The following is a 22,417-nucleotide window of genomic DNA, read 5'->3' as shown; positions in this document are numbered from 1 at the left end:
GATGACGGCCACACCGGCGTGCGCAACATGCGGCACCGAACCGCGGTCGGGAGCGCGGTTCTGCGACGGCTGCGGTTCGCCGATCGCGCCGGCCGGCAACCACGCCGAATACAAGCAGGTGACGGTGCTCTTCGCCGACGTGGTGCATTCGATGCAGATCGCCGCGGCGGTGGGCACCGAGCGGCTCCGCGAGATCATGACCGATCTGGTGGCCCGGACGGCGGCGGTCGTACAGCGCTTCGGTGGCACGGTCGACAAGTTCACCGGCGACGGGATCATGGCGATCTTCGGGGCGCCGGTGGCCCTGGAGGACCATGCGGTGCGGGCCTGCCTGGCGGCGCTGGGTGTTCAGGAGCAGGCCCGCGGTCTCGCCGAGGAAGTCCGCGAACACGACGCGGTGGACCTGCGGTTGCGGGTGGGGATCAACTCCGGCGAGGTGATCGTCGGCGACATCGGTTCGGGCGCTCCGGGCTACACCGCGGTCGGCGAACAGGTCGGGATGGCACAGCGGATGGAGTCCGTCGCCCCGCCGGGCGGGGTGATGCTCAGCGCGGCGACCGCACAACTGGTGGCCGCGGTGTCGGTGCTCGGCGAACCGGAGTCGGTGCGCATCAAAGGTGTCGGCAATCCCGTTCCGGCACAACGACTGCTGAGCATGATACCGCGCCGCCGGCGGGACCGCTCCGCCGAATCGTTACTGGTCGGCCGCGAGCCTGAGCTGACCGAACTCGAGGCGATGCTGGGCCGCGCGGTCAACGGGCGCGGGTCGGCGGTATGCCTGGTGGGCTCGGCCGGAATCGGCAAGACACGCTTGGTCGATGAGGTTGTGCAGTGCGCGAAAGACCATGGCGTCGAAGTGTTCTCCGCATTCTGCGAAGCGCACACCACGGATGTCGCGTTCCACGTGGTCGCCGGACTGCTGGGCGCCGCTGCGCGCACCGGCGGTGTCGACGACAACGATATGCGCGCGACCGTGCGAGCCCGGGTGCCCGACGCCGACCCCGAGGACATGCTGCTGCTGGACGACCTGCTGGGCATCGTCGAACCCGGGACAGAACTGCCCAAGATCGACCCGGACGCGCGGCGACGGCGGTTGACCGCGCTGATCAACACCGCCCAACTGGCCCGCACCCATCCGGCGATCTTCGTCGTGGAGGACGTGCACTGGGTCGACGAGGTCAGCGAATCCATGCTCACGGACTTTCTGTCGGTGATCGCCGACACCTGCTCCCTGGTGCTGATCACCTGCCGGCCCGAGTATCGCGGACCCCTGCTGCAGGTACCCGGCGTCGCGGCGATGAGTCTGGAACCACTCGATGACCGGCAGACCTCGCTGCTGGTGGCCGAACTCCTCGGCACGCACCGGTCGGTGACCGAGGTCGCCGGGATCATCGCCGAGCACTCGGCCGGCAACCCGCTCTTCGCCGAGGAGATCACCCGCGAGCTCGCCCAGCGCGGCGTGCTGGTCGGTGACCGCGGCGACTACCTGTGCCGCACCGCCGCAACCGAGATCCACGTGCCGGCAACCCTGCAGGCGACGCTGGCCGCGCGCATCGACCGGCTCGGCGCGACGGCCAAACAGACCCTGGCGGCGGCCGCGGTCATCGGATCCCGTTTCAGCCGGGCACTGTTGGCCGGCCTGGGCGTCGACCCGTGCGTCGACGAACTCGTCAGCGCCGAGCTGATCGAACCACTGCCGCCGTCGACCCCGGACGCCGATTATGCGTTTCAGCACCCGCTGATCCGGATGGTCGCCTATGAGGCCCAACTGAAGTCCGGTCGCGCCGAGGTGCACCGCAGGCTCGCCGCCGCCCTCGAATCACGCGACCCGGCAGCGGCTGACCAGAACGCGGCGCTGATCGCCGAACATTGGGAGGCCGCCGGCGAACACCACAGCGCCTACGGCTGGCAGCTGCGCGCCGCGGCATGGGCACTGAACCGCGACATCACCGCGGCACGAATGAGTTGGGAGCGCGCCCAGAAGATCGCCGACACACTGCCCGCCGACGCCCCCAACCGGACCGCGATGCGGATCGCCCCGCGCACCATGCTCTGCGGGATCGCCTGGCGGGCAGGCTTGGACGACATCCCGTCACGGTTCGAGGAGCTGCGCGCGTTGTGCGACGCCGACGGAGACAAGCCGTCGCTGGCGATCGCGATGGCGGGTCTGGTGATCGGCTGCGTGTATCAAGACCGGGTTCACCAGGCCTCGGAGCTGGCCTCGGAAACGATGGCGCTGCTGGATTCCATCGGCGATCCGGCGCTGACGGTGGGGCTGTCGTTCGCGGCCATCTACGCCAAGACCGAACTGGACGGCTGGGACGACGTGGCCGAATGGTCACAGCGGGTCATCGACCTCGCCGACGGGGATCCCACCAAGGGCAGCTTCCTGCTCGGCTGTCCGCTGGCGGTCGTGTTGGCCGAGCGCTCCATCGCACGATGGCGGCTGGGGTATGCCGGATGGCGCGACGACCAGCAGTGCGCGCTCGCCATGGCCCGCGACACCGACCCGTTGTCGTTCGTCGTGGCGGTGGCATTCACCTACCAGTGCGGCATCGCCTACGGGGTCCTGCACCCGGACGATGCGACGGTGCGCACCATCGAGGAGGCGCTGAGTCATGCCGAACGCTCGGGTGACGACTACACCCTGGCCAAAGCACGACAGACCTTGGGTTTCGCGCTGCTACACCGTCCCACCGCCGGCGAACGCCGCCGCGGACAGCAGATCCTGGCCGAGGTCCGCGGCGTCGGCGAATTCCCGATCACGCTGGTCCTGCTGGCCCGGGAACGGGCCCGGCACGGGGAACGTGAGCACGCCCTCCCGCTCATCCGCACGATCGCCGACCAGCTGGTCCGCGGCGGCCAACTGCTGGGCTGGGGCTTTCACGCGACCAACGTCCTGGTGGAGACCTTGCTGGAGGGGGCCACCGCTACCGATCTGGCCGAAGCCGAGGCCGCGATCGAGCTCCTGGCGACCGCACCCGCGGAGGAGAATCTGGCGATCCGCGACATCTGGCTGTTGCGGCTGCAGGCCCTGCTGGCCAGGGCACGCGACAACACCGCGCAGTACGCCGACTTCCGTGACCGCTACCGCGGCATGGCCGAAACGCTCGGCTTCGAGGGGCATCTGGCCTGGGCCGAAGCGATGCCCTGACGAACAGGCCCGGCCCGGTCAGCCGGTGGTGTGCACGATCAACACGTCGACCTTGGCGCGCCGCGACACGTTGGCCGGCACCGACCCGAGCAACCGCCCGGCGATCGTGCTCAGACCCACGTTGCCGACCACCAGCAGGTCCGCGTTGACCGACTCGGCCAGTTCCACCAGCGCGTCCACCGGCGCGCCGACGACCGCGCGCTCCTCCACCTCGTAGGCCCCGGCCGCGACAGCGCGCTCCTTGGCCTCCTTGAGGATGGCGTAGATCGGGGCGCTGCCGGAGGCCTTGTAGCTCTCGTCCTTCAGAGCGTCGACGGCCCGCGGGTCGTCGGCGTGCGGCAGGTAGGCGGTGGCGATGACGACCTTCGCACCCTCACCCGACGCCAGGTGACCGGCACGGTCGACGGCACGCAGCGAAGAATCCGAGCCGTCCGTGCCGACCACCACCGTCTTGTAGCCGCTCATCCGTAACCCTCCCGGTGAAAAGTTGAAATGCGCTAATAAGCCATGGCGACACTAACGCGTCAGAGGCCCCGATGGGGGCGATTGGCGTCACATGTCGCCTGCGTTGCTGCACACACATCGGCGCTGGCCGGTACGAAAACCGCATCTCACCGCCGTCGTGACGTGGCTGACACCCGGCGCCGGGCGGTAGCGTGAACTGTCATAACCGTCATCGCTCGCGATAGCAGACGCCGTTGAGCCTGGTACTGGCCCGGGCTCCGGTGGGCACGGCGGCGGATTCGCCCCGCCGGCGGCGCCGGCCCCCGGATGCGGTCCTGATCGGGTTGGTGGCCACCGTGATCAGCGGCATCGGCGCGAGCCGGCCATCCCTGTGGTTCGACGAGTCGGCCACCATCTCGGCGTCGACGCATCGGTCGCTGCCGGAACTGTGGCAGCTGCTGACCCACATCGACGCGGTGCACGGCCTGTACTACCTGTTCATGCACGGCTGGTTCGCCGTGTTCCCGGCGACGGAATTCTGGGCGCGGGCACCCAGCTGCCTGGCGGTCGGCGCCGGCGCCGCCGGGGTGGTGGTGTTGTCTCGCCGGTTCACCGGCCGGCGCGTGTCGGTCTGCGCCGGCGTGCTGTATGCGGTGCTGCCACGGATGACGTGGGCCGGGGTGGAAACGCGCCCCTATGCGTTCGCGGCGATGTCCGCGGTCTGGCTCACCGTGCTGTGGCTGAGCGCGGCGCGCCGGAACACCGCGGCGCGGTGGCTGGGTTACGGCGCCGCGCTGGTGGCCTCGACCCTGCTGAACACCTTCACCGTGCTCATGGTGGCGGTGCATGCGGTGGGCCTGCGGGCGTGCGGGAGCGACCGCTCGGTGCAGCGGCGCTTTGCCGGCGCCGCCGGAATCGCCCTGGCCGTGCTGGCTCCGTTCCTGTGGTTCAGCCAACGGCAGATCTGGCAGGTCGCCTGGATACGGCCGGTGAACGGCCACACCGTCCTCGAGATCGCACAGCAGCAGTTCTTCGACGACAGCGTGCCGTTCGCGATCTCGGCCTGGTTGCTGATCGCCGTCGCCGTGGTGGGCGTGCGGGCCGGGATCCGTCCGGCACCGGCCGGCGCGGTGCGGCAACTGGTGATGCTCTGCGCCGCCTGGCTGGTCGTCCCCACCGTGGTCACGGTGGCCTATTCGGTGCTGGTGAAACCCGTCTACTACCCGCGCTACCTGATCGCCACCGCGCCCGCCATGGCGATCGCGTTGGCCCTCGCGTTGCACATCGCCGTGGCCGCGCTCGCCCGGCCGCGCCGCGCCGTCATCACTGGGCTGGCGGTACTGGCGATCGCGGCGGCGCCCAATTACGTTGTCAATCAACGCGATCGCTACGCCAAAGAGGGTTGGGACTACAGCGCGGTGGCCGACGTGATCGACGAGCACGCCCGGCCCGGAGACTGCCTGATGATCGACAACACCACCAGGTGGTTGCCCGGCCCGATCCGGGCACTGCCGGCCGGCCGGCCCGAGACGTTCGCCAAGCTGCGAGACCCCGGCCTGGGACCGCGCCGGCAGCAGCTGGGCCGGCTCTGGGACGGGCATCTGGCGGTGTGGGCGCTGACCGATCAGTTCGCCGACTGCCCGACGATCTGGACCATCACCGATCATGACCGTGCCCTGCCGGCCCATCAGGTCGCGGTCATGCTGGCGCCGGGCGCCCGGTTCGCCCGCACGCCCGACGGCCGGGTGCTGCACCGGTTGGGCTTCCACGTCGTCGAACGCTGGCAGTTCACCTACTCCCAGGTGATCAAGTCCACCCGGGTGAAATCCGCGAGACAACCCGTCAGGTGGAGGCGCCCGGCAACGGGCTGCTACCGCGGCTGGCCCGATAGGCCACCACGCACCCGACGGCGGCCATGGCGGCGAAGATCGCGAACAACCAGCGGGCGGCCGGCAGACCGGTGCTGATCGCGGTGTTGACCACCAGGCCGGCGAAGCCGGCCCCGAACGCCCCGCCGATCAGCGCGACGGTGTTGATCGCGGCCGCGGCCGTACCGCCCTCGGCGGGATCGTCGACACAGCTCATCGCCCACGCCGACAGGTGCGGCCAGCCGGCGCCCACGCCGATCCCGACGACCAACAACGCGACCGCCCAGATCGCACCGACCGCGGTCGGGTTGTAGTGGTTCATCCGGGTGAACGCGACCACCGCCAGCCCCGCCGACATCACCAGCGGCGCGCTGATCACCAGCCCGATCACCACCCGCGTCTTGCTCACCGAGGCGCTGGCGATCTCGCTGATCGTCCAGCCGGTGGACAAGGCCGCACCCAGGAACCCGGCCATCACCGGCGGCAGGTGGGCCAGCCGCTGACCCAGCAGCGGGATGTACAGGTTGGCCTTCGTGGTGGCCATCAGCAGGCCCAACGTCAGATAGATCCACTTCTCCCGGCCCGGGTGGAACGCGCTGGGCGGCAACACCGCCGCCGACGAGCGCTTGTCCAGGAACAGGAACACCACCAGCAGGACGCCGCCGACCAGCAACAGCCCCGCCGCACCGAACATGTTGTGCGGCAATTGCGCCACACTGACCGCCAGCGCGGCGGCACCGAGCAGCAGCAGCGACCGCACCGGGATCTTCATCGGTTCGCCGTGATGGCCGCCGCGACTCGCCGACATCACCACACTCACCGCCGCGGCCATCACCCCGGACAGCACCACCATGACGGCGAATGCCCATCGCCACAGACCGAACTGGGCGAACAAGCCACCGGCGGCCGGGCCGACCAACGTGCCGATCCCCCACATCGCCGATACCAGCCCTGATGCACGGGTCCACAGCCAACTGGGCAGGACGGCGTTGATCAGCGCATAACCCAATCCGGCCAGCAGGCCACCGCCCATGCCCTGCAGGGTGCGGCCGACCAGCAGCATCTCCATCTGGGGGGCCGCCGCGCACACCACACCGCCGGCGCCGAACGCCAGCAGACCCAACAGGTAGGACGACCGGGAGCCGATCCGGACCAGCACCGCGTTGGCCGCCGCGGCGGCGAGCACCGATCCGACCAGATACAAGGTGGTCACCCAGGAGTAGAAGCGCTCACCGCCGATGTCTTTGACCGTGCTGGGCAGCAGACTGACCGTCAGGAACTCGTTGGTCGCGTATAGGGCTACGCCCCCGGCCAGCACAGCCGAAGTCCCCAGATAGCGCTTTCCGAGCAGCTCACGCCAGCTGCCAGTGTTTACAGCGGAGTCGGTCGTCACCGCTTCAGTCAGATCCACCACCGCTTGCAGTCAATCACGGATCCCCGTGACACGCGAAAACGGTCCCCAAGCTGGCGCGTCACTTGATCCCGGCCGCGTCCATCCCCCGCAATTCCTTCTTGAGGTCGGCGATCTCGTCGCGGATCCGCGCGGCCAGCTCGAATTGCAGGTCACGGGCGGCGTTCATCATCTGATCGGTGAGGTCCTTGATCAGGTCGGCCAGTTCGGCGCGCGGCATGCTCGCCGTATCGCGGCCCTCGAACACCCCGGCACTCACCGCGCGGCCCGGTTCTCCCTGTGCCCGCCGGCCCCGCGAGGCGTTACGGCCCGACCCGGCGACCGCGATGTCCTTTCTGGCCTCGGTGTCTTCCGCTTCCCGGTACACCTGATCGAGAATGTCGGCGATCTTCTTGCGCAGCGGTTGCGGGTCGATACCGTTCGCCTCGTTGTAGGCGACCTGCTTGGCGCGGCGCCGTTCGGTCTCGTCGATGGCCTCGCGCATCGAGTCGGTGATCTTGTCGGCGTACATGTGCACTTCGCCGGAGACGTTGCGGGCTGCGCGGCCGATGGTCTGGATCAGGCTGCGGGTGGAACGCAGGAAGCCTTCCTTGTCGGCGTCGAGGATCGACACCAGCGACACCTCCGGCAGGTCCAGGCCCTCCCGCAGCAGGTTGATCCCGATCAGGACGTCGTAGTCGCCGAGCCGCAACTGTCGCAGCAGCTCCACCCGCCGCAGCGTGTCGACCTCGGAGTGCAGGTAGCGCACCCGGATCCCCATCTCCAGCAGGTAGTCGGTGAGGTCTTCGGCCATCTTCTTGGTCAGCGTGGTCACCAGCACCCGCTCGTCGGCCTCGGCGCGCTGCCGGATCTCGCCGATCAGGTCGTCGATCTGGCCCTTGGTCGGCTTCACCACCACCTTCGGGTCGACCAGGCCGGTCGGGCGGATCACCTGCTCGACGAACTCGCCGGCGGCCTGGCTGAGCTCATAAGGGCCCGGGGTGGCCGACATGTAGACCGTCTGCCCGATCCGGTCGGCGAACTCCTCCCAGGTCAGCGGCCGGTTGTCGCAGGCCGACGGCAGCCGGAACCCGAACTCCACCAAGTTTCGCTTCCGCGACATGTCCCCCTCGTACATGCCGCCGATCTGCGGCACGGTGACGTGCGACTCGTCGATGATCAGCAGGAAGTCCTCCGGGAAGTAATCCAGCAGGGTGGCCGGCGGGGAGCCGGCGCCGCGACCGTCGATGTGCCGGGAATAGTTCTCGATGCCCGAGCAGAACCCGACCTGGCGCATCATCTCGATGTCGTAGTTGGTGCGCATCCGCAGCCGCTGGGCCTCCAGCAGCTTGCCGTGGCGCTCCAGCTCGTCGAGCCGGACGGCCAGTTCCTCCTCGATGGTGGAGATCGCCTGGGTCATCCGCTCCGGGCCGGCCACATAGTGGGTGGCCGGAAAGATCCGCAGCGAGTCGACCTTGCGGACCACGTCCCCGGTGAGCGGATGCAGGTAATACAGTGCCTCGATCTCGTCGCCGAAGTACTCGATGCGGACAGCCAGCTCCTCATAGGAGGGGATGATCTCGACGGTGTCGCCGCGCACCCGGAACGAGCCGCGGGTGAACGCCATGTCGTTGCGGGTGTACTGGACATCAACCAACAACCTCAGCAGTCCATCCCGCGGCACCTCGGAGCCGACCTGCAGCTCGACGGAGCGGTCCAGGTAGGACTGCGGGGTGCCCAGGCCGTAGATGCAGGACACCGACGCCACCACCACCACGTCGCGCCGGGACAGCAGGCTCGAGGTCGCCGAATGGCGCAGCCGCTCCACGTCGTCGTTGATGGAGCTGTCCTTCTCGATGTAGGTGTCGGTCTGGGCGATGTAAGCCTCGGGCTGGTAGTAGTCGTAGTAGGAGACGAAGTACTCGACGGCGTTGTGCGGCAACATCTCTCGGAGCTCATTGGCGAGCTGCGCGGCCAGCGTCTTGTTCGGCGCCATCACCAGGGTGGGCCGCTGCAACCGTTCGATCAGCCAGGCCGCGGTCGCCGACTTGCCAGTGCCGGTGGCGCCGAGCAGCACCACGTCCTTCTCCCCCGCGTTGATGCGCCGGTCCAGCTCGGCGATGGCGGTAGGTTGGTCGCCGGCGGGCTGGTAGTCGCTGACCACTTCGAAACGGCCGCCGGCCCGCACGATGCCTTCGACGGCGTCCGCGGCAGGCCGGTACTCCGAATGCGCGACGACGGGGTGTTCGGTTGCGAAAGCCACGAACCCAGAGTAGGCCGGGTGTCTGACAGACGTCCGTCGACGACGCGGCCGCCCAGTGGCGGCCCGGGAGAGGCCAACACGGTGCATCCGCCCAAGCACGAGACCTTTGACCTGGTCGCGAAGACCAACACCGACCCGAAAGGGGTGGTGCGCGCCGTCGACGTCTACACCGTGCAACCGTGGGGTCTCTATCTGGCCCGGCCCACCCCGGGACGCGCCCAGTTCCGCTACCTGGAGTCATGGCTGCTGCCCGAGCTGGGGCTGCGTGCGACCATCTTCCACTTCAACCCGGGCCACGAACGCGACCAGGACTTCTACCTCGACGTCGGCGACTACACCCGGGGACCTGCGCAGTGGCGCTCCCGGGACCACTACCTGGACCTGGTGCTGCGCACCGGCCGCGACGTCGAACTCACCGACGTCGACGAGTTGATGGTCGCCGTGCGGGAGGGTCTGCTCACCCAGGACGACGCCGAGCGGGCGGTGATGCGCGCGGTCGCCGCCGTCGACGGCCTGGCCGGCAACGGCTACGACCTGCAGCGCTGGCTGACCGGCCTGGGCATGCCGGTGTCCTGGCCGGTCAACGACGGCCTGGCCGGGCCGCCGGCGGGGACGCACCGGTAACCACCGCAGCGCCGGCCGTTGTTTAGGTAATCTCGAAAAGATGAACGCCAACCTGCGAATCGGTGTCGCCACCGCGACGACCGCGGCCCTGCTCGGGTGCGGTCAGCTGATCCCGGCGACGGCCGCAGCCGACGAGCTGCACAACGTCACCTATATCGCGCGGGTCGACGCATGGACCACCGGCAGCGTGGTCACCTTCATGCTCAACGACACCCAGACCGCCAGCGGCGACATCGACGGCTTCGGGGCGCCGTTCGAGGCCAACGCGGTGCTCTCCGACCCGAGCAAGGCGGGCATGGTCATCCGGCTGCGCTGGCCGTCGTCGGCGAACGTGCACTGCGAGATCCACGTGGATGACCTCGTTGCGGTGAAGAGCGACCGCTTCGTCACCACCTGGAAAGACAGCAGCGACCCGCGCAACGGCGCGATGCTGTGCGGCGCGCTGATCAGCAGCATGGCCTGACCGGCCTTAAGGACCCCAGCCGGTGTCGTCGGCCCACGCCAGCGCCCGCCGGTAGGCGTCTTCGTCGAGTTCGTCGGAGGCGGCGAGGCGCTCGCCCGGGTTGGCCGCCAGCCAAGCCGGGACCAGCAGGGCGAACCGCTGATTGGGCCGGCCCTCGACGCGCAACTGAATGTGGGTGGGCCGTCCCGGGTCAGCCGACGCGTGAAACCGCTTCTCCCACAACGCCGGATCATCGCCGGTGGGCGCGGTGTCGGCGGTGACCCCCTCGACCCGGGGATAGCCGGCCGCCAGCAGCGGCTCGGCGAGCTCGTCGGCCACCGCCAGGGATTCCACCGTCACCTGCACCTCGATGACGTCTCGGGCGTCGCGCCCGGCCACCGCGGTATCGCCGACGTGATCGATGCGCAGTGCCCGGTGCCCGCAGCTGGTCTGCAGCCGGGCCAGAACGCGCTGCGCCTGATCCGGCCAGGTCGGGTCGGCCGGCACCGGCTGCGTCGGCGACGGCACGGTGCGGCGGGCGGCCAGGTTGTGGGCGAACGGCTCGATACGCTGCTGCCACAACTGCAGCGCCTGTGCCGCCAGCTCGTCGGGGTCCCCGGAGTTGTCCAGCCAGACGTCGGCGACCGCGCGGCGCTGCGGTTCGGTGGCCTGGGCGGCGATGCGGGCGCGCGCGTCTTCTTCGGGCATGCCGCGGTGGGTGCGGAGTCGGGTTACTCGGGTCTCGACGTCCGCGTGCACCACGATCACCAGCGGGAACATCGGCGCCATCTGCGATTCGACCAGCAGCGGGATGTCCTCGACGATGATCGCGTCAGCACCGGCCGCCGCGATCAACTCACTGCGGCGCCGCGCCACCAGCGGGTGCACGATGCCGTTGAGGGTCGCCCGCTTGTCGTCGTCGCTGAAGGCGATCGCGGCCAGCGCCGGACGGTCCAGCGCCCCGTCGGGCAGCAGAATCCCCGGCCCGAAGGCCTCGACCAGTGCGGCCAGGCCTTCGGTGCCGGGTTCGACCACTTCACGGGCGATGACGTCGCCGTCGACGACGACGGCGCCGAAGCGGCTGAAGGTCGCCGACACCGTCGACTTCCCGGCGCCGATACCGCCGGTCAGCCCGATGCGCAGCATCTGCGTTGCGCGTGACTAGGCGCTGTTACCGGCGAGCTTCTCCCGCAGCGCGGCGAGCTGCTCGTCGCTGGCCAGCGAACCGCCGGCAGGCGCCTCGTCGCGGTGCGACCCGTTGGCACCCGAACGAGACTCGGCGTGCTCGGCGGCAGCGAACTTCTCGATCTGCGCGGTGTGCATCTTGTGCCGGCGCTCGGCCTCGGCGTAGCGGGCCTCCCACTCGGAGCGCTGCTTGTCGAAACCCTCGATCCATTCGTTGGTCTCGGCGTCGAAGCCCTCGGGGAAGATGTAGTTGCCCTGCTCGTCGTAGCTGTCGGCCATGCCGTACTTCGAGGGGTCGAACTCCTCGGTGTAGTCCTCATTGGCCTGCTTGAGGCTCAGCGAGATCCGGCGGCGGTCCAGATCGATGTCGATGACCTTGACCATGGCGTCGTCGCCGACCGCGACCACCTGGTCGGGCACCTCGACGTGCTGCTCAGCCAGCTCGGAGATGTGCACCAGACCCTCGATGCCCTCCTCGACACGGACGAACGCGCCGAACGGCACCAGCTTGGTGACCTTGCCCGGCACGATCTGGCCGATGGCGTGGGTGCGGGCGAAGTGCCGCCACGGGTCTTCCTGGGTGGCCTTGAGCGACAACGAAACCCGCTCGCGGTCCATGTCGACGTCGAGCACCTCGACGGTGACCTCGTCGCCCACCTGAACCACCTCGGACGGGTGGTCGATGTGCTTCCAGGACAGCTCGGAGACGTGCACCAGGCCGTCCACCCCGCCCAGGTCGACGAACGCGCCGAAGTTGACGATCGAGGACACCACGCCCTTGCGGACGGCGCCCTTCTGCAGCTGGTTGAGGAACTCGCTGCGCACCTCGGACTGGGTCTGCTCCAGCCAGGCGCGGCGGCTCAGCACCACGTTGTTGCGGTTCTTGTCCAGCTCGATGATCTTGGCCTCGATCTCGCGACCGATGTAGGGCTGCAGGTCACGGACCCGGCGCATCTCCACCAGCGAGGCGGGCAGGAAGCCGCGCAGCCCGATGTCGAGGATCAGGCCGCCCTTGACGACCTCGATGACGGTGCCCTTGACGGCCTCGTCCTTCTCCTTGAGCTCTTCGATCGTGCCCCAGGCGCGCTCGTACTGGGCGCGCTTCTTGGACAGGATCAGCCGACCCTCTTTGTCCTCCTTGGTCAGGACCAGGGCCTCGACCTCGTCACCGACGGACACCACCTCGTGGGGGTCGACGTCGTGCTTGATGGACAGTTCGCGGCTGGGAATGACGCCTTCGGTCTTGTAGCCGATGTCGAGCAGGACCTCGTCCCGGTCAACCTTGACGATCGTCCCTTCCACGATGTCGCCATCGTTGAAGTACTTGATCGTTTTGTCGATGGCGGCGAGAAAATCCTCGGCCGAGCCGATGTCGTTGACGGCTACTTGCGGCGAGGTGACGGTGGGACTTGGCATGTGTTGGGTTGCTCCGGACAAGTTGTGGTCGTAGGGACAGGTGATATCACGCACGCGGGGCATGCGGTGGGCCACGACCCTGCTAGAACTGGTCGAGGACTACCTGTCGAGGCTACTCGACGCCTTGCACGCTGGACAAACCGGTGGTCATAACATCTAAGCTGCGTCGCTATGCCCCAGATGCGGAACCGCCGCAAGGTCGGAGCGCCGCTCTACGTCATCGTCCTGCTCAGCGTCCTCACCGCGTTGCTGCTGCTGTTCTTCACCGCGGCCAACCCGGGCGGCACGCTCACCGCGCTGGTGCTGGCCAGCATGTCAATGCTGGTGGTGCTGCTGTGCTACCGGTGGCTGGACCGGTGGGAGCCCGAACCACGCCGGTTGCTGCAGCTGGCGTTTCTGTGGGGCGCGTCGGTCGCCGTGGTGCTGGCGGTGGGGCTGGAAACGTTCGGATCCTCGTTGGCCACCGTGCGGCCGCTGGTGTCGAAGAGCTTCGACATGGCCGCGATCCAGGCGCCGTTCATCGAGGAGGCCGCCAAGGGACTGTTCCTGCTGATCATGCTGACCGGCCGCCGCCGCCATGAGCTCAACTCGCTGACCGACTGCATGGTCTACGCGGGCGTCGCCGCGGTGGGGTTCGCCTGGATGGAGGACATCGTCTACATCGCGCCCGCCGAGTCGCCGGCCAAGATGGCCGCGGTGGCCATCGCGCGACTGGTCGTCGGGCCGTTCGCCCACCCGCTGTTCACCACGATGACCGGTATCGGGGTGTTCTTCGCGCTGCGTCGCCGCGGGTTCTGGTCGAAGGCTTTCGTGATCCTGCTCGGCTATCTGGGGGCGGTCGGCATGCACGCCCTGTGGAACGCGTCGCTGTCGATGGGCGACGCCCGGTACTTCCTGACCACCTACCTGTTCTGGATGGTGCCGGTGTTCCTGCTGTTGGTGGTGCTGGGCGCGGTGAGCCGCCGGCACGAACAACACCTGGTCGCCACCAAGCTGCCCGCCATGGTGATGGGTGGGCTGATCAGCCCGAACGAGGAGACCTGGCTGGGCTCCATCCGGGCGCGCAAGCACGCGATCCGCGAAGCGCGGCGGATCGGCGGCAAGCCCGCGGCCCGCAGCGTCAAGAAGTTCGCCGCCCAGGTCGTGGAGTTGGCGTTCGTGCGGGATCGCATCGACCGCGGCTTCGGCGATCCCGAGGTGTTCGCCCTCCAGCACGAGGACGCCCACGGCGTGGCGGCGGCCCGGGCCGCGGCCCCGGTGCTGCAGGTGATGGCCGGTTACCGCTCGCCGCTGCTCGTCCGGCGTTAGGACCGCGATTTCTTGCCGAGCGCGCGTTTTGGCACGCGTTGGGCCGAATTTGCATGCCAAACCGCACACTCGACGACTACCTCGGCCGTCGTCGGTTGCGACAAGCCGCTAGTGCGCGGCGGCGTCCCAGCTGCGCCCGTAGCCGACCGCGACCTCCAGCGGGACGCTCAGCTGGTAGGCGCCGCCCATTTGAGCGCGCACCAGCGCCTCCAGCTCCCCGCGCTCACCCTCGGCCACCTCGAACAACAGCTCGTCATGCACCTGCAGCAGCATCCGCGACCGCAGCCCGGAGTCCTTCAACGCCCGATCGACGTTGATCATCGCCACCTTGATGATGTCGGCCGCGCTGCCCTGGATCGGGGCGTTGAGCGCGGCCCGCTCGGCGGACTCGCGGACCTGGCGGTTGCTGCTGTCCAGCTCCGGCAGGTAACGCCGCCGGCCCAGCACCGTCGAGGTGTAGCCGTCCTTGCGGGCCTGCTCCACGACGTCATGCAGGTAGTCGCGCACCCCGCCGAACCGGTCGAAGTAGGCGTCCATCTGCTCTTTGGCCTCTTCGGTGGAGATCTTGAGCTGCTGCGACAATCCGTAGGCGCTGAGGCCGTAGGCCAGGCCGTAGGACATCGCCTTGACCCGGCGCCGCATGTCCGCGGTCACCTCGTCGATCGGCACGCCGAACGCCCGCGACCCGACGAACGAGTGCAGGTCCTCACCGGTGTTGAACGCCTCGATCAGGCCCTCATCCGCCGACAGGTGCGCCATGATCCGCATCTCGATCTGGCTGTAGTCCGCGGTCATCAGCTCGGTGTAGGCCCCGTCATCATTTGAGCCGACGACGAACCCGTCGCGGATCTGTCGGCCTTCCTCGGTGCGGATCGGAATGTTCTGCAGATTGGGTTCGGTCGAGGAGAGCCGGCCGGTGGCGGCGATGGTCTGATTCAGCGTGGTGTGAATCCGGCCGTCGGAGGCCACCGCCTTGAGCAGCCCGTCGACGGTGACCTTGAGCCGGGTGACGTCGCGGTGCGCCAACAGGTGCTCCAGAAACGGGTGGCCGGTCTTGTCGAACAGTGACTGCAGCGCGTCGGCGTCGGTGGTGTAGCCGGTCTTGGTCTTCTTGGTCTTGGGCATGCCCAGCTCGTCGAAGAGCACCACCTGCAGCTGTTTGGGCGAGCCGAGGTTGATCTGCTTGCCGATCACCGCGTAGGCGGCTTCGGCGGCGTCGCGGATCTGGTCGCCGAACCGGCTCTGCAACTGCCCGAGGTGCTCAAGGTCGACGGCGATCCCGACGGACTCCATCTCGGCCAGTACCCGCTGCAGCGGCAACTCGATGTCGTCGAGCAGGGCGCCCGAGTCGATGCGGGCCAGCTCGGTGTCCAGCGCGTCGGCCAGATCGGTGACCGCGCGGGCCCGCAGGATCGCGGTCTGCACCGCCTGGTCGTCGACGCCGTCGGTGTCGTCGAGCAGCGAGAGTTGTTGCTGCTCATCGGATTCGGCGCGCAGCTCGCGGCGCAGGTAACGCACCGACAGGTCGTCGAGGCTGAAGCTGCGCTGGCCGGGCCGGACCAGGTAGGCGGCCAGCGCGGTGTCGCTGGTGACACCGGCCAGCGTCCAGCCGCGCCCGGCCAGATCGTGCATGGCCAGCTTCGCCTCGTGCAACGCCTTGGGTTTGGCCGCGTCGGCCAGCCAGGCCGCCAACGCCTCGTCGTCGGCGCCGGTGCACGTAGCGGTGTCGATGTAGCCGCCCTCGCCGTCGGCGGCGGCGATCGCCAGGGCGGTGGCGTCGCTGTCGTAGCTGCGGTGGGTGCCGATGACGGCCAGCCCGGCACGGCGGCCGTCGGCGGCGTGTTCGGCCAGCCAGGCGGCGACGGTTCCGGGCTCCAGCGCGCCGCCGCGCACCTCGAAGCCCTCGTCCACCTCCGGCTCGGCGGTGGCGAGCGTCTCGAACAGCCGGTCGCGCAGCACCCGGAACTCGAGGTCGTCGAAGAGTTGGTGGATCTGTTCGCGGTTCCACGGCACCAGCCGCAACGTGTCCGGCGTCTGGGCCAGCGGCACGTTGCGCACCAGGTCGGTGAGCTCCCGGTTGAGGATCACGCTGGACAGGTTGGCGCGCAACGCATCTCCGACCTTGCCCTTGACGGTGTCGACCTTGTCGACCAGTCCCTCCAGGGAGCCGTACTCGACGATCCATTTGGTGGCGGTCTTCTCCCCGACACCGGGGATACCCGGCAGGTTGTCGCTGGGGTCGCCGCGCAGCGCGGCGAAGTCCGGGTACTGCGCCGGGGTCAGGCCGTACTTCTCCACCACGGCGTCGGGGGTGAACCGGGTCAGCTCGCTGACCCCCTTGCGGGGGTACAGCACGGTCACGTTGTCGTTGACCAGCTGCAGGGCGTCGCGGTCGCCGGTGACCACCAGCACCCGGTAGCCCTCGCCGTCGGCCTGGGTGGCCAGGGTGGCGATCAGGTCGTCGGCCTCATAGCCGGGCTCGGACAAGGTGGTGATCCCCAGCGCGTTGAGCACCTCCTTGGTGATGTCGATCTGGCCGCGGAACTCGTCGGGCGTCGACGAGCGGGTGGCCTTGTATTCCGGGTAACGCTCGGAGCGGAACGTCTGCCGGGAGACGTCGAACGCCGCGGCGACGTGGGTGGGCGTCTCATCGCGCAGCAGGTTGATCAGCATGGCGGTGAATCCGTAGACCGCGTTGGTGGTCAGGCCGCTGCGGGTCTTGAAGTTCTCCGCGGGCAGGGCGTAGAAGGCCCGGTAGGCCAGCGAGTTTCCGTCCAGCAGCAACAGCGTCGATTTGGTCTGGGTTTCTTGCGCAGCGTCGGTCGGGGCGGTCTTGGCTGAGCTCACGCACCCAACTCTATGCACCCGGTGCGCGCGGCCGTCGACGCCGGCGGAATTGCAACACGTTTCAGTTCTGCCGTCGCGGTTCGGTACGCTGACCTGGTGCCAGATGTAGCCTCGCAGCCCGCGATCGACGGGTGGTACGCCACCGACGACGCCGGCCTCCCCCACCTGATCGGCGCCAAGTGCCCGCAGTGCGGCACCTATGTGTTCCCGCCGCGGGAGAACAACTGCCCCAGTCCCGCCTGCGACGGCGACGTGCTGGAGCCGGTCGCGCTGTCCCGGCGCGGCAAGATCTGGAGCTACACCGAGAACCGGTACTCCCCGCCGGCCCCTTACCCGCCGAGCGAACCGTTCGAGCCGTTCGCGATCGCCGCGGTGGAGCTGGCCGACGAGGGCCTGATCGTGCTGGGCAAGGTGGTCGAGGGCACCTTGGCCGCGGATCTGAAGGTCGGTATGGAGATGGAGCTGACCACCATGCCGCTCTACACCGACGACGACGGCGTGACGCGCACCGTCTACGCGTGGAAGAAGGTGGACGCATGAGCCCCGAGCCGCTGTACATCCTGGGTGCGGGCATGCACCCGTGGGGCAAGTGGGGCCGTGACTTCACCGAGTACGGGGTGGTCGCCGCCCGCGCCGCGCTGGCCGAGGCCGGCCTGAACGCGCAGCAGATCCAGTTCATCGCCGGCGCGGACACCATCCGCAACGGTTACCCCGGTTTCATCGCCGGTTCGACGTTCGCCCAGAAGCTGGGCTGGAACGGCGTTCCGGTGTCGTCCTCGTATGCCGCGTGCGCCTCGGGTTCGCAGGCGCTGCAGAGCGCCCGGGCCCAGATCCTGGCCGGGTTCTGCGACGTGGCGCTGGTGATCGGCGCCGACACCACCCCCAAGGGCGCCTTCGCCCCGGTCGGCGGTGAGCGTAAGAACGACCCGGACTGGCAGCGCTTCCACCTGATCGGCGCGATGAACCCGGTGTACTTCGCGCTGCTGGCACGCCGCCGGATGGACCTCTACGGCGCCACCTCCGAGGACTTCGCGAGCGTGAAGGTGAAGAACTCCCGGCACGGTCTTGCCAACCCGAATGCCCGCTACCGCAAGGAGTCCGCGGTCGAGGACGTGCTGGCCAGCCCGGTGGTCTCCGACCCGCTGCGCCAGCTGGACATCTGCGCCACCTCCGACGGCGCGGCCGCGCTGATCGTGGCCAGCGCGGAATTCGCCCGCAAACACCTGGGTTCGCTCGACGGTGTGCCGTCGGTGCGCGCGGTGTCCACCGTGACACCGAAGTACCCGCAGCACCTGCCGGAATTGCCGGATATCGCAACGGATTCCACCGCGGTGGTGGCCGCCCCGGAGCGGGTGTTCAAGGACCAGATTCTGGACGCCGCCTACGCCGAGGCCGGGATCGGCCCCGAGGACGTCAGCTTGGCCGAGGTCTACGACCTGTCCACGGCGCTGGAGATCGACTGGTACGAGCACCTGGGCCTGTGCCCCAAGGGTGAGGGCGAGCAGTTGCTGCGCAGCGGCGCCACCACGATCGGTGGTCGGGTGCCGGTGAACCCGTCCGGCGGGCTGGCCTGCTTCGGCGAGGCGATCCCGGCGCAGGCGATCGCCCAGGTGTGCGAGCTGACCTGGCAGCTGCGCGGCACGGCCACCGGCCGGCAGGTCGAGGGCGCCACCGTGGGTGTGACCGCCAACCAGGGCCTGTTCGGGCACGGCTCGTCGGTGATCGTCGCCCGATAGGTTCCCGGAGCGGTGACCGAAACCGTCGTCGTCAAGGTCAAACCGGGCAGCCGCAAGGGCCCGCTGGTGGAAGCCGACGCCGACGGCCAGTTGACGGTCTACGTGCGTGAACCCGCCGTCGACGGGAAAGCCAATGCGGCGGTGATCCGGTTGCTGGCCGAGCATTTCGGGGTGCCGCGCAGCCGCGTCGAGCTGGCTTCGGGAGCAGCGGCGCGGGTCAAGCGCTTCCGGATCGAGCTACCGTCCATACGAAATTGAACTGACGCCGGCCCGCACTCGCACTTGGCCTGCACGGTTGCAAACTCGGCGATGAGAAGTGCCCTGGTAGCGGACTCCCCTAGGAATCCGCCTGCGGCAAGAGCTCTTCCAACGTTGCGCGGGGAATCCGGCGAAATGCCCGCTTCGGCCGGTTGGCATCCAGGATGGCCACCTCGAGCGTTCCCGGCCCCAGCTCCCGCTGCTCGGCACCGTTTCCGGTGTCGGTCTGCTTGAGCGCGTTGACCGCGATGTGCAGCGCGTCGGCGAGCTCGGCGTTCTCGGTGTAGGACTCCTTGAGCGCCGAGATCACCGGTTCGGTGGTACCACCCATCACCACGAAGTGCGGCTCGTCGGTGATCGACCCGTCGTAGGTGATCCGGTACAGCTCAGGCGCTTTGGTCTGGCCCTGATAGGCGACCCCGGCCACGCACAGCTCGACCTCGTAGGGTTTGGCCTGCTCGGTGAAGATGGTTCCGAGGGTCTGCGCGTAGACGTTGGCCAACTGGCGCGCGGTCACATCGCGGCGGTCATAGGCGTAGCCGCGGGTGTCGGCGAATTGGATGCCGCCGCGGCGCAGATTCTCGAACTCGTTGATCCGCCCGGCGGCGGCGAACCCGACCCGGTCATAGAGTTCGCTGATCTTCTGCAGTGAGCGCGAAGGGTTCTCAGCAACGAACAGCACGCCGTCGGCGTAGGCCAGTGCAATCACCCCGCGGCCGCGGGCGATGCCCTTGCGCGCGAGCTCACCGCGCTCACGCATCGCCTGCTCAGGCGAGATGAAATACGGGAAGCTCATTTCTTACCCCGCTTGGTCTTCGCCGCCGAATCCCCTCCGCGCGTTCGGCTCTCGATGATCTCACGGGCCAATTCGGCGATGCGCTCCTCGGCGACGTCAACGGCGCCTTCGGAATCGATGGTGACCGCGGTCGGGTAGATGCCGCGCACCAGATCCGGTCCACCGGTCGCCGAATCGTCATCGGCGGCGTCATACAGCGCCTCGACAGCCACCCGCAACGCCGAATCCGCGTCGGCCACCTGGGCGTACAGCTTCTTCATCGACGACTTGGCGAACAGCGAACCCGAGCCCACCGCCTGGTAGCCCTCCTCCTCGACGTTCCAGCCACCGGCCGCGTCGAACGACACGATCCGCCCGGCGTGCTCCCCGTCCGGGTCATCGATGTCGTAGGCCACCAGCAGCGGCAGCGCCAACAGCCCCTGCATCGCCGCACCGAGGTTGCCGCGCACCATGATCGCCAGCCGGTTCACCTTCCCGGCGAACGTCAGCGGCACCCCTTCGAGCTTCTCGTAGTGCTCCAACTCGACGGCGTAGAGCCGGGCGAACTCGACGGCGATCGCGGCGGTGCCGGCGATGCCGGTGGCGGTGTATTCGTCGGTGACGTACACCTTCTGGACGTCGCGCCCGGCGATCATGTTGCCCTGCGTGGAACGCCGGTCCCCGGCCATCACCACGCCGCCCGGGTACTTCAGCGCGACGATCGTGGTGCCGTGCGGCAGCTCAGCGGTGCCGGCCGAACTCAAGCCCGCACTGCCCGCCGGCAGCAGGTCCGGCGCCTGCCGGCGCAGGAAATCCGAGAACGACGACAGGTCTACCGGGCTGGACGGCATCCCGGGAAGTGCGGAATTGACAGGAAGGCGATCATGGAACGGCCAGCTCACTGGCCGCCCTTTTGGACGTACGCGCGCACGAAGTCCTCTGCGTTCTCTTCCAGCACGTCGTCGATCTCGTCGAGCAGGTCGTCGGTCTCACCGGTCAGCTTCTCGCGACGCTCCTGGCCGGCCGCCGCGGGACCGGTGGGATCGTCGTCATCGCCACCGCCACCGCCACGCTTGGTCTGCTCTTGAGCCATCGCTGCCTCCTGCATCTCCATCGGCCCACGCATGACGCGCACGCCGGTTTCTCCACCCTACCGTCGGCACCGATGCGGACGCGGGCTAAGACGCGTAGTGCCTAAGTAGTGAGTTGTTCGACCAGTTCAGCCGCACTGTCCACCGAGTCGAGCAGCTCCCCGACATGGGCTTTGCTGCCGCGCAGCGGCTCCAAGGTCGGAATCCGGACCAGCGATTCCCCGCCCAGGTCGAAGATCACCGAGTCCCAGCTGGCTGCGGCGATATCGGCGCCGAACCGGCGCAGGCACTCGCCGCGGAAGTAGGCGCGGGTGTCGGTCGGCGGATTGTCGACCGCGTCGAGCACCTGCTGCTCGGTGATCAGCCGCTTCATCGACCCGCGGGCGACCAGCCGGTTGTAGAGGCCCTTGTCGAGGCGGACATCGGAGTACTGCAGATCGATCAGATGCAATCGCGGCGCCGACCAGCTCAGGTTCTCCCGCTGCCGGAAACCCTCCAGCAGCCGCAGCTTGGCCGGCCAGTCCAGCAGGTCCGCGCACTCCATCGGGTCGCGTTCCAGCTGGTCGAGGACGCGGGCCCAGGTCTCGATGATGTCGGTGGCCCGCGCATCCGGATCGCGCGCATCGACGAGCTTCGCCGCCCGGTCGAGGTAGATCCGTTGCAGCGCAAGACCGGTCATCTCCCGGCCGTCGGCCAGCGCGACGGTGGCCCGCAGTGTCGGGTCGCGGCTGATCACGTGCACGGCGCGCACCGGGCGGGCCAGCGCGAGATCGCTCAGGTCGATGCCGTGCTCGGGCCCCTCCTCGATGAGATCGAGCACCAGCGCGGTCGTCCCCAGCTTCAGATACGTCGACGTCTCGGCGAGGTTGGCGTCGCCGATGATCACGTGCAGGCGGCGGTACTTGTCGGCGTCGGCGTGCGGTTCGTCGCGGGTGTTGATGATGCCGCGTTTCAGCGTCGTCTCCAGGCCCACCTCGACCTCGATGTAGTCGGCGCGCTGCGAGAGCTGGAAGCCCGGTTCGTCGCCGGCCGGGCCCAGACCGACGCGGCCGGAGCCGGTGACCACCTGCCGCGACACGAAGAACGGGGTCAGGCCCGCGATGATCGCCGAGAACGGCGTCTGCCGGCTCATCAGGTAGTTCTCATGGGTGCCGTAGGAGGCGCCCTTGTTGTCGATGTTGTTCTTGTACAGCTGCAGCTTTGCCGCGCCCGGCACGCTGGCCACGTGGCGAGCGGCGGCCTCCATCACCCGCTCGCCGGCCTTGTCCCAGATCACCGCGTCCAGCGGGTCGGTGACCTCGGGTGCGGAGTACTCGGGGTGGGCGTGGTCGACGTAGAGCCGCGCCCCGTTGGTCAGGATCATGTTGGCCGCACCGACTTCGTCGGCGTCAATGATCGGCGGCGGGCCGCTCGATCGGCTCAGGTCGAATCCGCGGGCGTCGCGCAGCGGTGACTCCACCTCGTAGTCCCAGCGGGTGCGCTTGGCGCGCGGGATTCCGGCGGCAGCGGCGTAGGCCAGCACCGCCTGAGTCGAGGTGAGGATCGGGTTCGCGGTCGGATCCGATGGCGAAGCGATGCCGTATTCGACTTCGGTACCGATGATCCGTTGCATGCCT

Annotated in this window: 17 protein-coding genes and 1 pseudogene; 8 read left to right on the top strand and 10 right to left on the bottom strand. The window is 68.7% G+C overall.

The window, feature by feature from the left end:
• The first annotated feature begins 1 nt into the window (after window position 1).
• Window positions 2–3,154 (top strand): ATP-binding protein, encoded by a 3,153-nt coding sequence (locus AWC24_RS00915; RefSeq protein ID WP_085081630.1) that lies wholly within the window; start codon window positions 2–4, stop codon window positions 3,152–3,154.
• Between the two features lie 18 nt (window positions 3,155–3,172).
• Here the strand turns inward: AWC24_RS00915 and AWC24_RS00910 are convergent, their stop codons facing one another.
• Window positions 3,173–3,619 carry a universal stress protein gene (locus AWC24_RS00910; protein ID WP_085081629.1) on the bottom strand — a complete coding sequence of 149 codons (447 nt, stop codon included), beginning with the start codon at window positions 3,617–3,619 and terminating at the stop codon, window positions 3,173–3,175.
• A gap of 479 nt (window positions 3,620–4,098) precedes the next feature.
• Here AWC24_RS00910 and AWC24_RS22735 point away from each other — a divergent pair.
• Window positions 4,099–4,485, top strand: a pseudogene (locus tag AWC24_RS22735) (glycosyltransferase family 39 protein); the annotation flags it as partial.
• 955 nt (window positions 4,486–5,440) lie between these two features.
• Here AWC24_RS22735 and AWC24_RS22730 read toward each other — a convergent pair.
• Both AWC24_RS22730 and uvrB read right to left on the bottom strand, forming a co-directional pair.
• On the bottom strand, window positions 5,441–6,880 hold the full coding sequence (locus AWC24_RS22730) for an MFS transporter (protein ID WP_085081628.1): 1,440 nt from the start codon (window positions 6,878–6,880) through the stop codon (window positions 5,441–5,443).
• Window positions 6,881–6,938: 58 nt separating this feature from the next.
• Window positions 6,939–9,119: an excinuclease ABC subunit UvrB gene (gene uvrB, locus AWC24_RS00895; RefSeq protein ID WP_085081627.1), complete on the bottom strand. Its 2,181-nt coding sequence runs from the start codon at window positions 9,117–9,119 to the stop codon at window positions 6,939–6,941.
• Window positions 9,120–9,200: 81 nt separating this feature from the next.
• On the opposite strand from uvrB, the gene AWC24_RS00890 reads away from it, so the two are divergent.
• Both AWC24_RS00890 and AWC24_RS00885 read left to right on the top strand, forming a co-directional pair.
• Window positions 9,201–9,743 carry a ribonuclease FAU-1 family protein gene (locus AWC24_RS00890; RefSeq protein WP_085081626.1) on the top strand — a complete coding sequence of 181 codons (543 nt, stop codon included), beginning with the start codon at window positions 9,201–9,203 and terminating at the stop codon, window positions 9,741–9,743.
• 40 nt (window positions 9,744–9,783) lie between these two features.
• Entirely contained in the window at window positions 9,784–10,206 is a 423-nt protein-coding gene (locus AWC24_RS00885; RefSeq protein WP_085081625.1) for a hypothetical protein, read from the top strand.
• A 6-nt stretch (window positions 10,207–10,212) separates the two neighbouring features.
• Here AWC24_RS00885 and coaE read toward each other — a convergent pair whose 3' ends face one another.
• Together coaE and rpsA are read right to left on the bottom strand one after the other, a co-directional pair.
• The gene (gene coaE, locus AWC24_RS00880) at window positions 10,213–11,331 is read right to left on the bottom strand and encodes a dephospho-CoA kinase (protein WP_085081624.1); all 1,119 of its coding nucleotides are present in this window, start codon (window positions 11,329–11,331) and stop codon (window positions 10,213–10,215) included.
• A 15-nt stretch (window positions 11,332–11,346) separates the two neighbouring features.
• Complete coding sequence (rpsA, locus tag AWC24_RS00875; RefSeq protein ID WP_085081623.1) at window positions 11,347–12,786, bottom strand: 30S ribosomal protein S1; 1,440 nt, start codon at window positions 12,784–12,786, stop codon at window positions 11,347–11,349.
• Window positions 12,787–12,957: 171 nt separating this feature from the next.
• Here rpsA and AWC24_RS00870 point away from each other — a divergent pair, with 171 nt between their 5' ends.
• Window positions 12,958–14,094: a PrsW family intramembrane metalloprotease gene (locus AWC24_RS00870; protein ID WP_407663425.1), complete on the top strand. Its 1,137-nt coding sequence runs from the start codon at window positions 12,958–12,960 to the stop codon at window positions 14,092–14,094.
• A gap of 108 nt (window positions 14,095–14,202) precedes the next feature.
• On the opposite strand, the gene polA is transcribed toward AWC24_RS00870, so the two are convergent.
• Entirely contained in the window at window positions 14,203–16,941 is a 2,739-nt protein-coding gene (gene polA / locus AWC24_RS00865; RefSeq protein ID WP_085081622.1) for a DNA polymerase I, read from the bottom strand.
• A gap of 96 nt (window positions 16,942–17,037) precedes the next feature.
• On the opposite strand from polA, the gene AWC24_RS00860 reads away from it, so the two are divergent.
• The 3 genes from AWC24_RS00860 to AWC24_RS00850 are packed head-to-tail and all read left to right on the top strand — an operon-like array spanning window position 17,038 to window position 18,935.
• Window positions 17,038–17,481 carry a Zn-ribbon domain-containing OB-fold protein gene (locus AWC24_RS00860; RefSeq protein WP_085081670.1) on the top strand — a complete coding sequence of 148 codons (444 nt, stop codon included), beginning with the start codon at window positions 17,038–17,040 and terminating at the stop codon, window positions 17,479–17,481.
• Window positions 17,478–18,677, top strand: a complete 1,200-nt coding sequence (locus AWC24_RS00855) for a lipid-transfer protein (RefSeq protein ID WP_085081621.1) — start codon at window positions 17,478–17,480, stop codon at window positions 18,675–18,677. Before AWC24_RS00860 ends, AWC24_RS00855 begins: the two co-directional genes overlap by 4 nt.
• Window positions 18,678–18,689: 12 nt before the next feature.
• Window positions 18,690–18,935, top strand: coding sequence for a DUF167 domain-containing protein (locus AWC24_RS00850; RefSeq protein ID WP_085081620.1), 246 nt, complete (start codon window positions 18,690–18,692; stop codon window positions 18,933–18,935).
• Between the two features lie 79 nt (window positions 18,936–19,014).
• Here the strand turns inward: AWC24_RS00850 and prcA are convergent, their stop codons facing one another.
• From prcA to dop, 4 genes are all read right to left on the bottom strand, one after another.
• Window positions 19,015–19,731 carry a proteasome subunit alpha gene (gene prcA / locus AWC24_RS00845; RefSeq protein ID WP_085081619.1) on the bottom strand — a complete coding sequence of 239 codons (717 nt, stop codon included), beginning with the start codon at window positions 19,729–19,731 and terminating at the stop codon, window positions 19,015–19,017.
• Complete coding sequence (gene prcB / locus AWC24_RS00840; protein ID WP_085081618.1) at window positions 19,728–20,612, bottom strand: proteasome subunit beta; 885 nt, start codon at window positions 20,610–20,612, stop codon at window positions 19,728–19,730. Before prcB ends, prcA begins: the two co-directional genes overlap by 4 nt.
• Complete coding sequence (locus tag AWC24_RS00835; RefSeq protein ID WP_085081669.1) at window positions 20,609–20,803, bottom strand: ubiquitin-like protein Pup; 195 nt, start codon at window positions 20,801–20,803, stop codon at window positions 20,609–20,611. Before AWC24_RS00835 ends, prcB begins: the two co-directional genes overlap by 4 nt.
• 101 nt (window positions 20,804–20,904) lie before the next feature.
• Window positions 20,905–22,413, bottom strand: coding sequence for a depupylase/deamidase Dop (gene dop, locus AWC24_RS00830; RefSeq protein ID WP_085081617.1), 1,509 nt, complete (start codon window positions 22,411–22,413; stop codon window positions 20,905–20,907).
• Between the last annotated feature and the right edge of the window lie 4 nt (window positions 22,414–22,417).

The organism is Mycolicibacter senuensis (assembly GCF_002101885.1).
In the GTDB taxonomy this organism is placed as follows: domain Bacteria; phylum Actinomycetota; class Actinomycetes; order Mycobacteriales; family Mycobacteriaceae; genus Mycobacterium; species Mycobacterium senuense.
The sequence above is the reverse complement of the archived record's forward strand: the minus strand, read 5'-3'. Positions and strand labels throughout refer to the sequence as shown.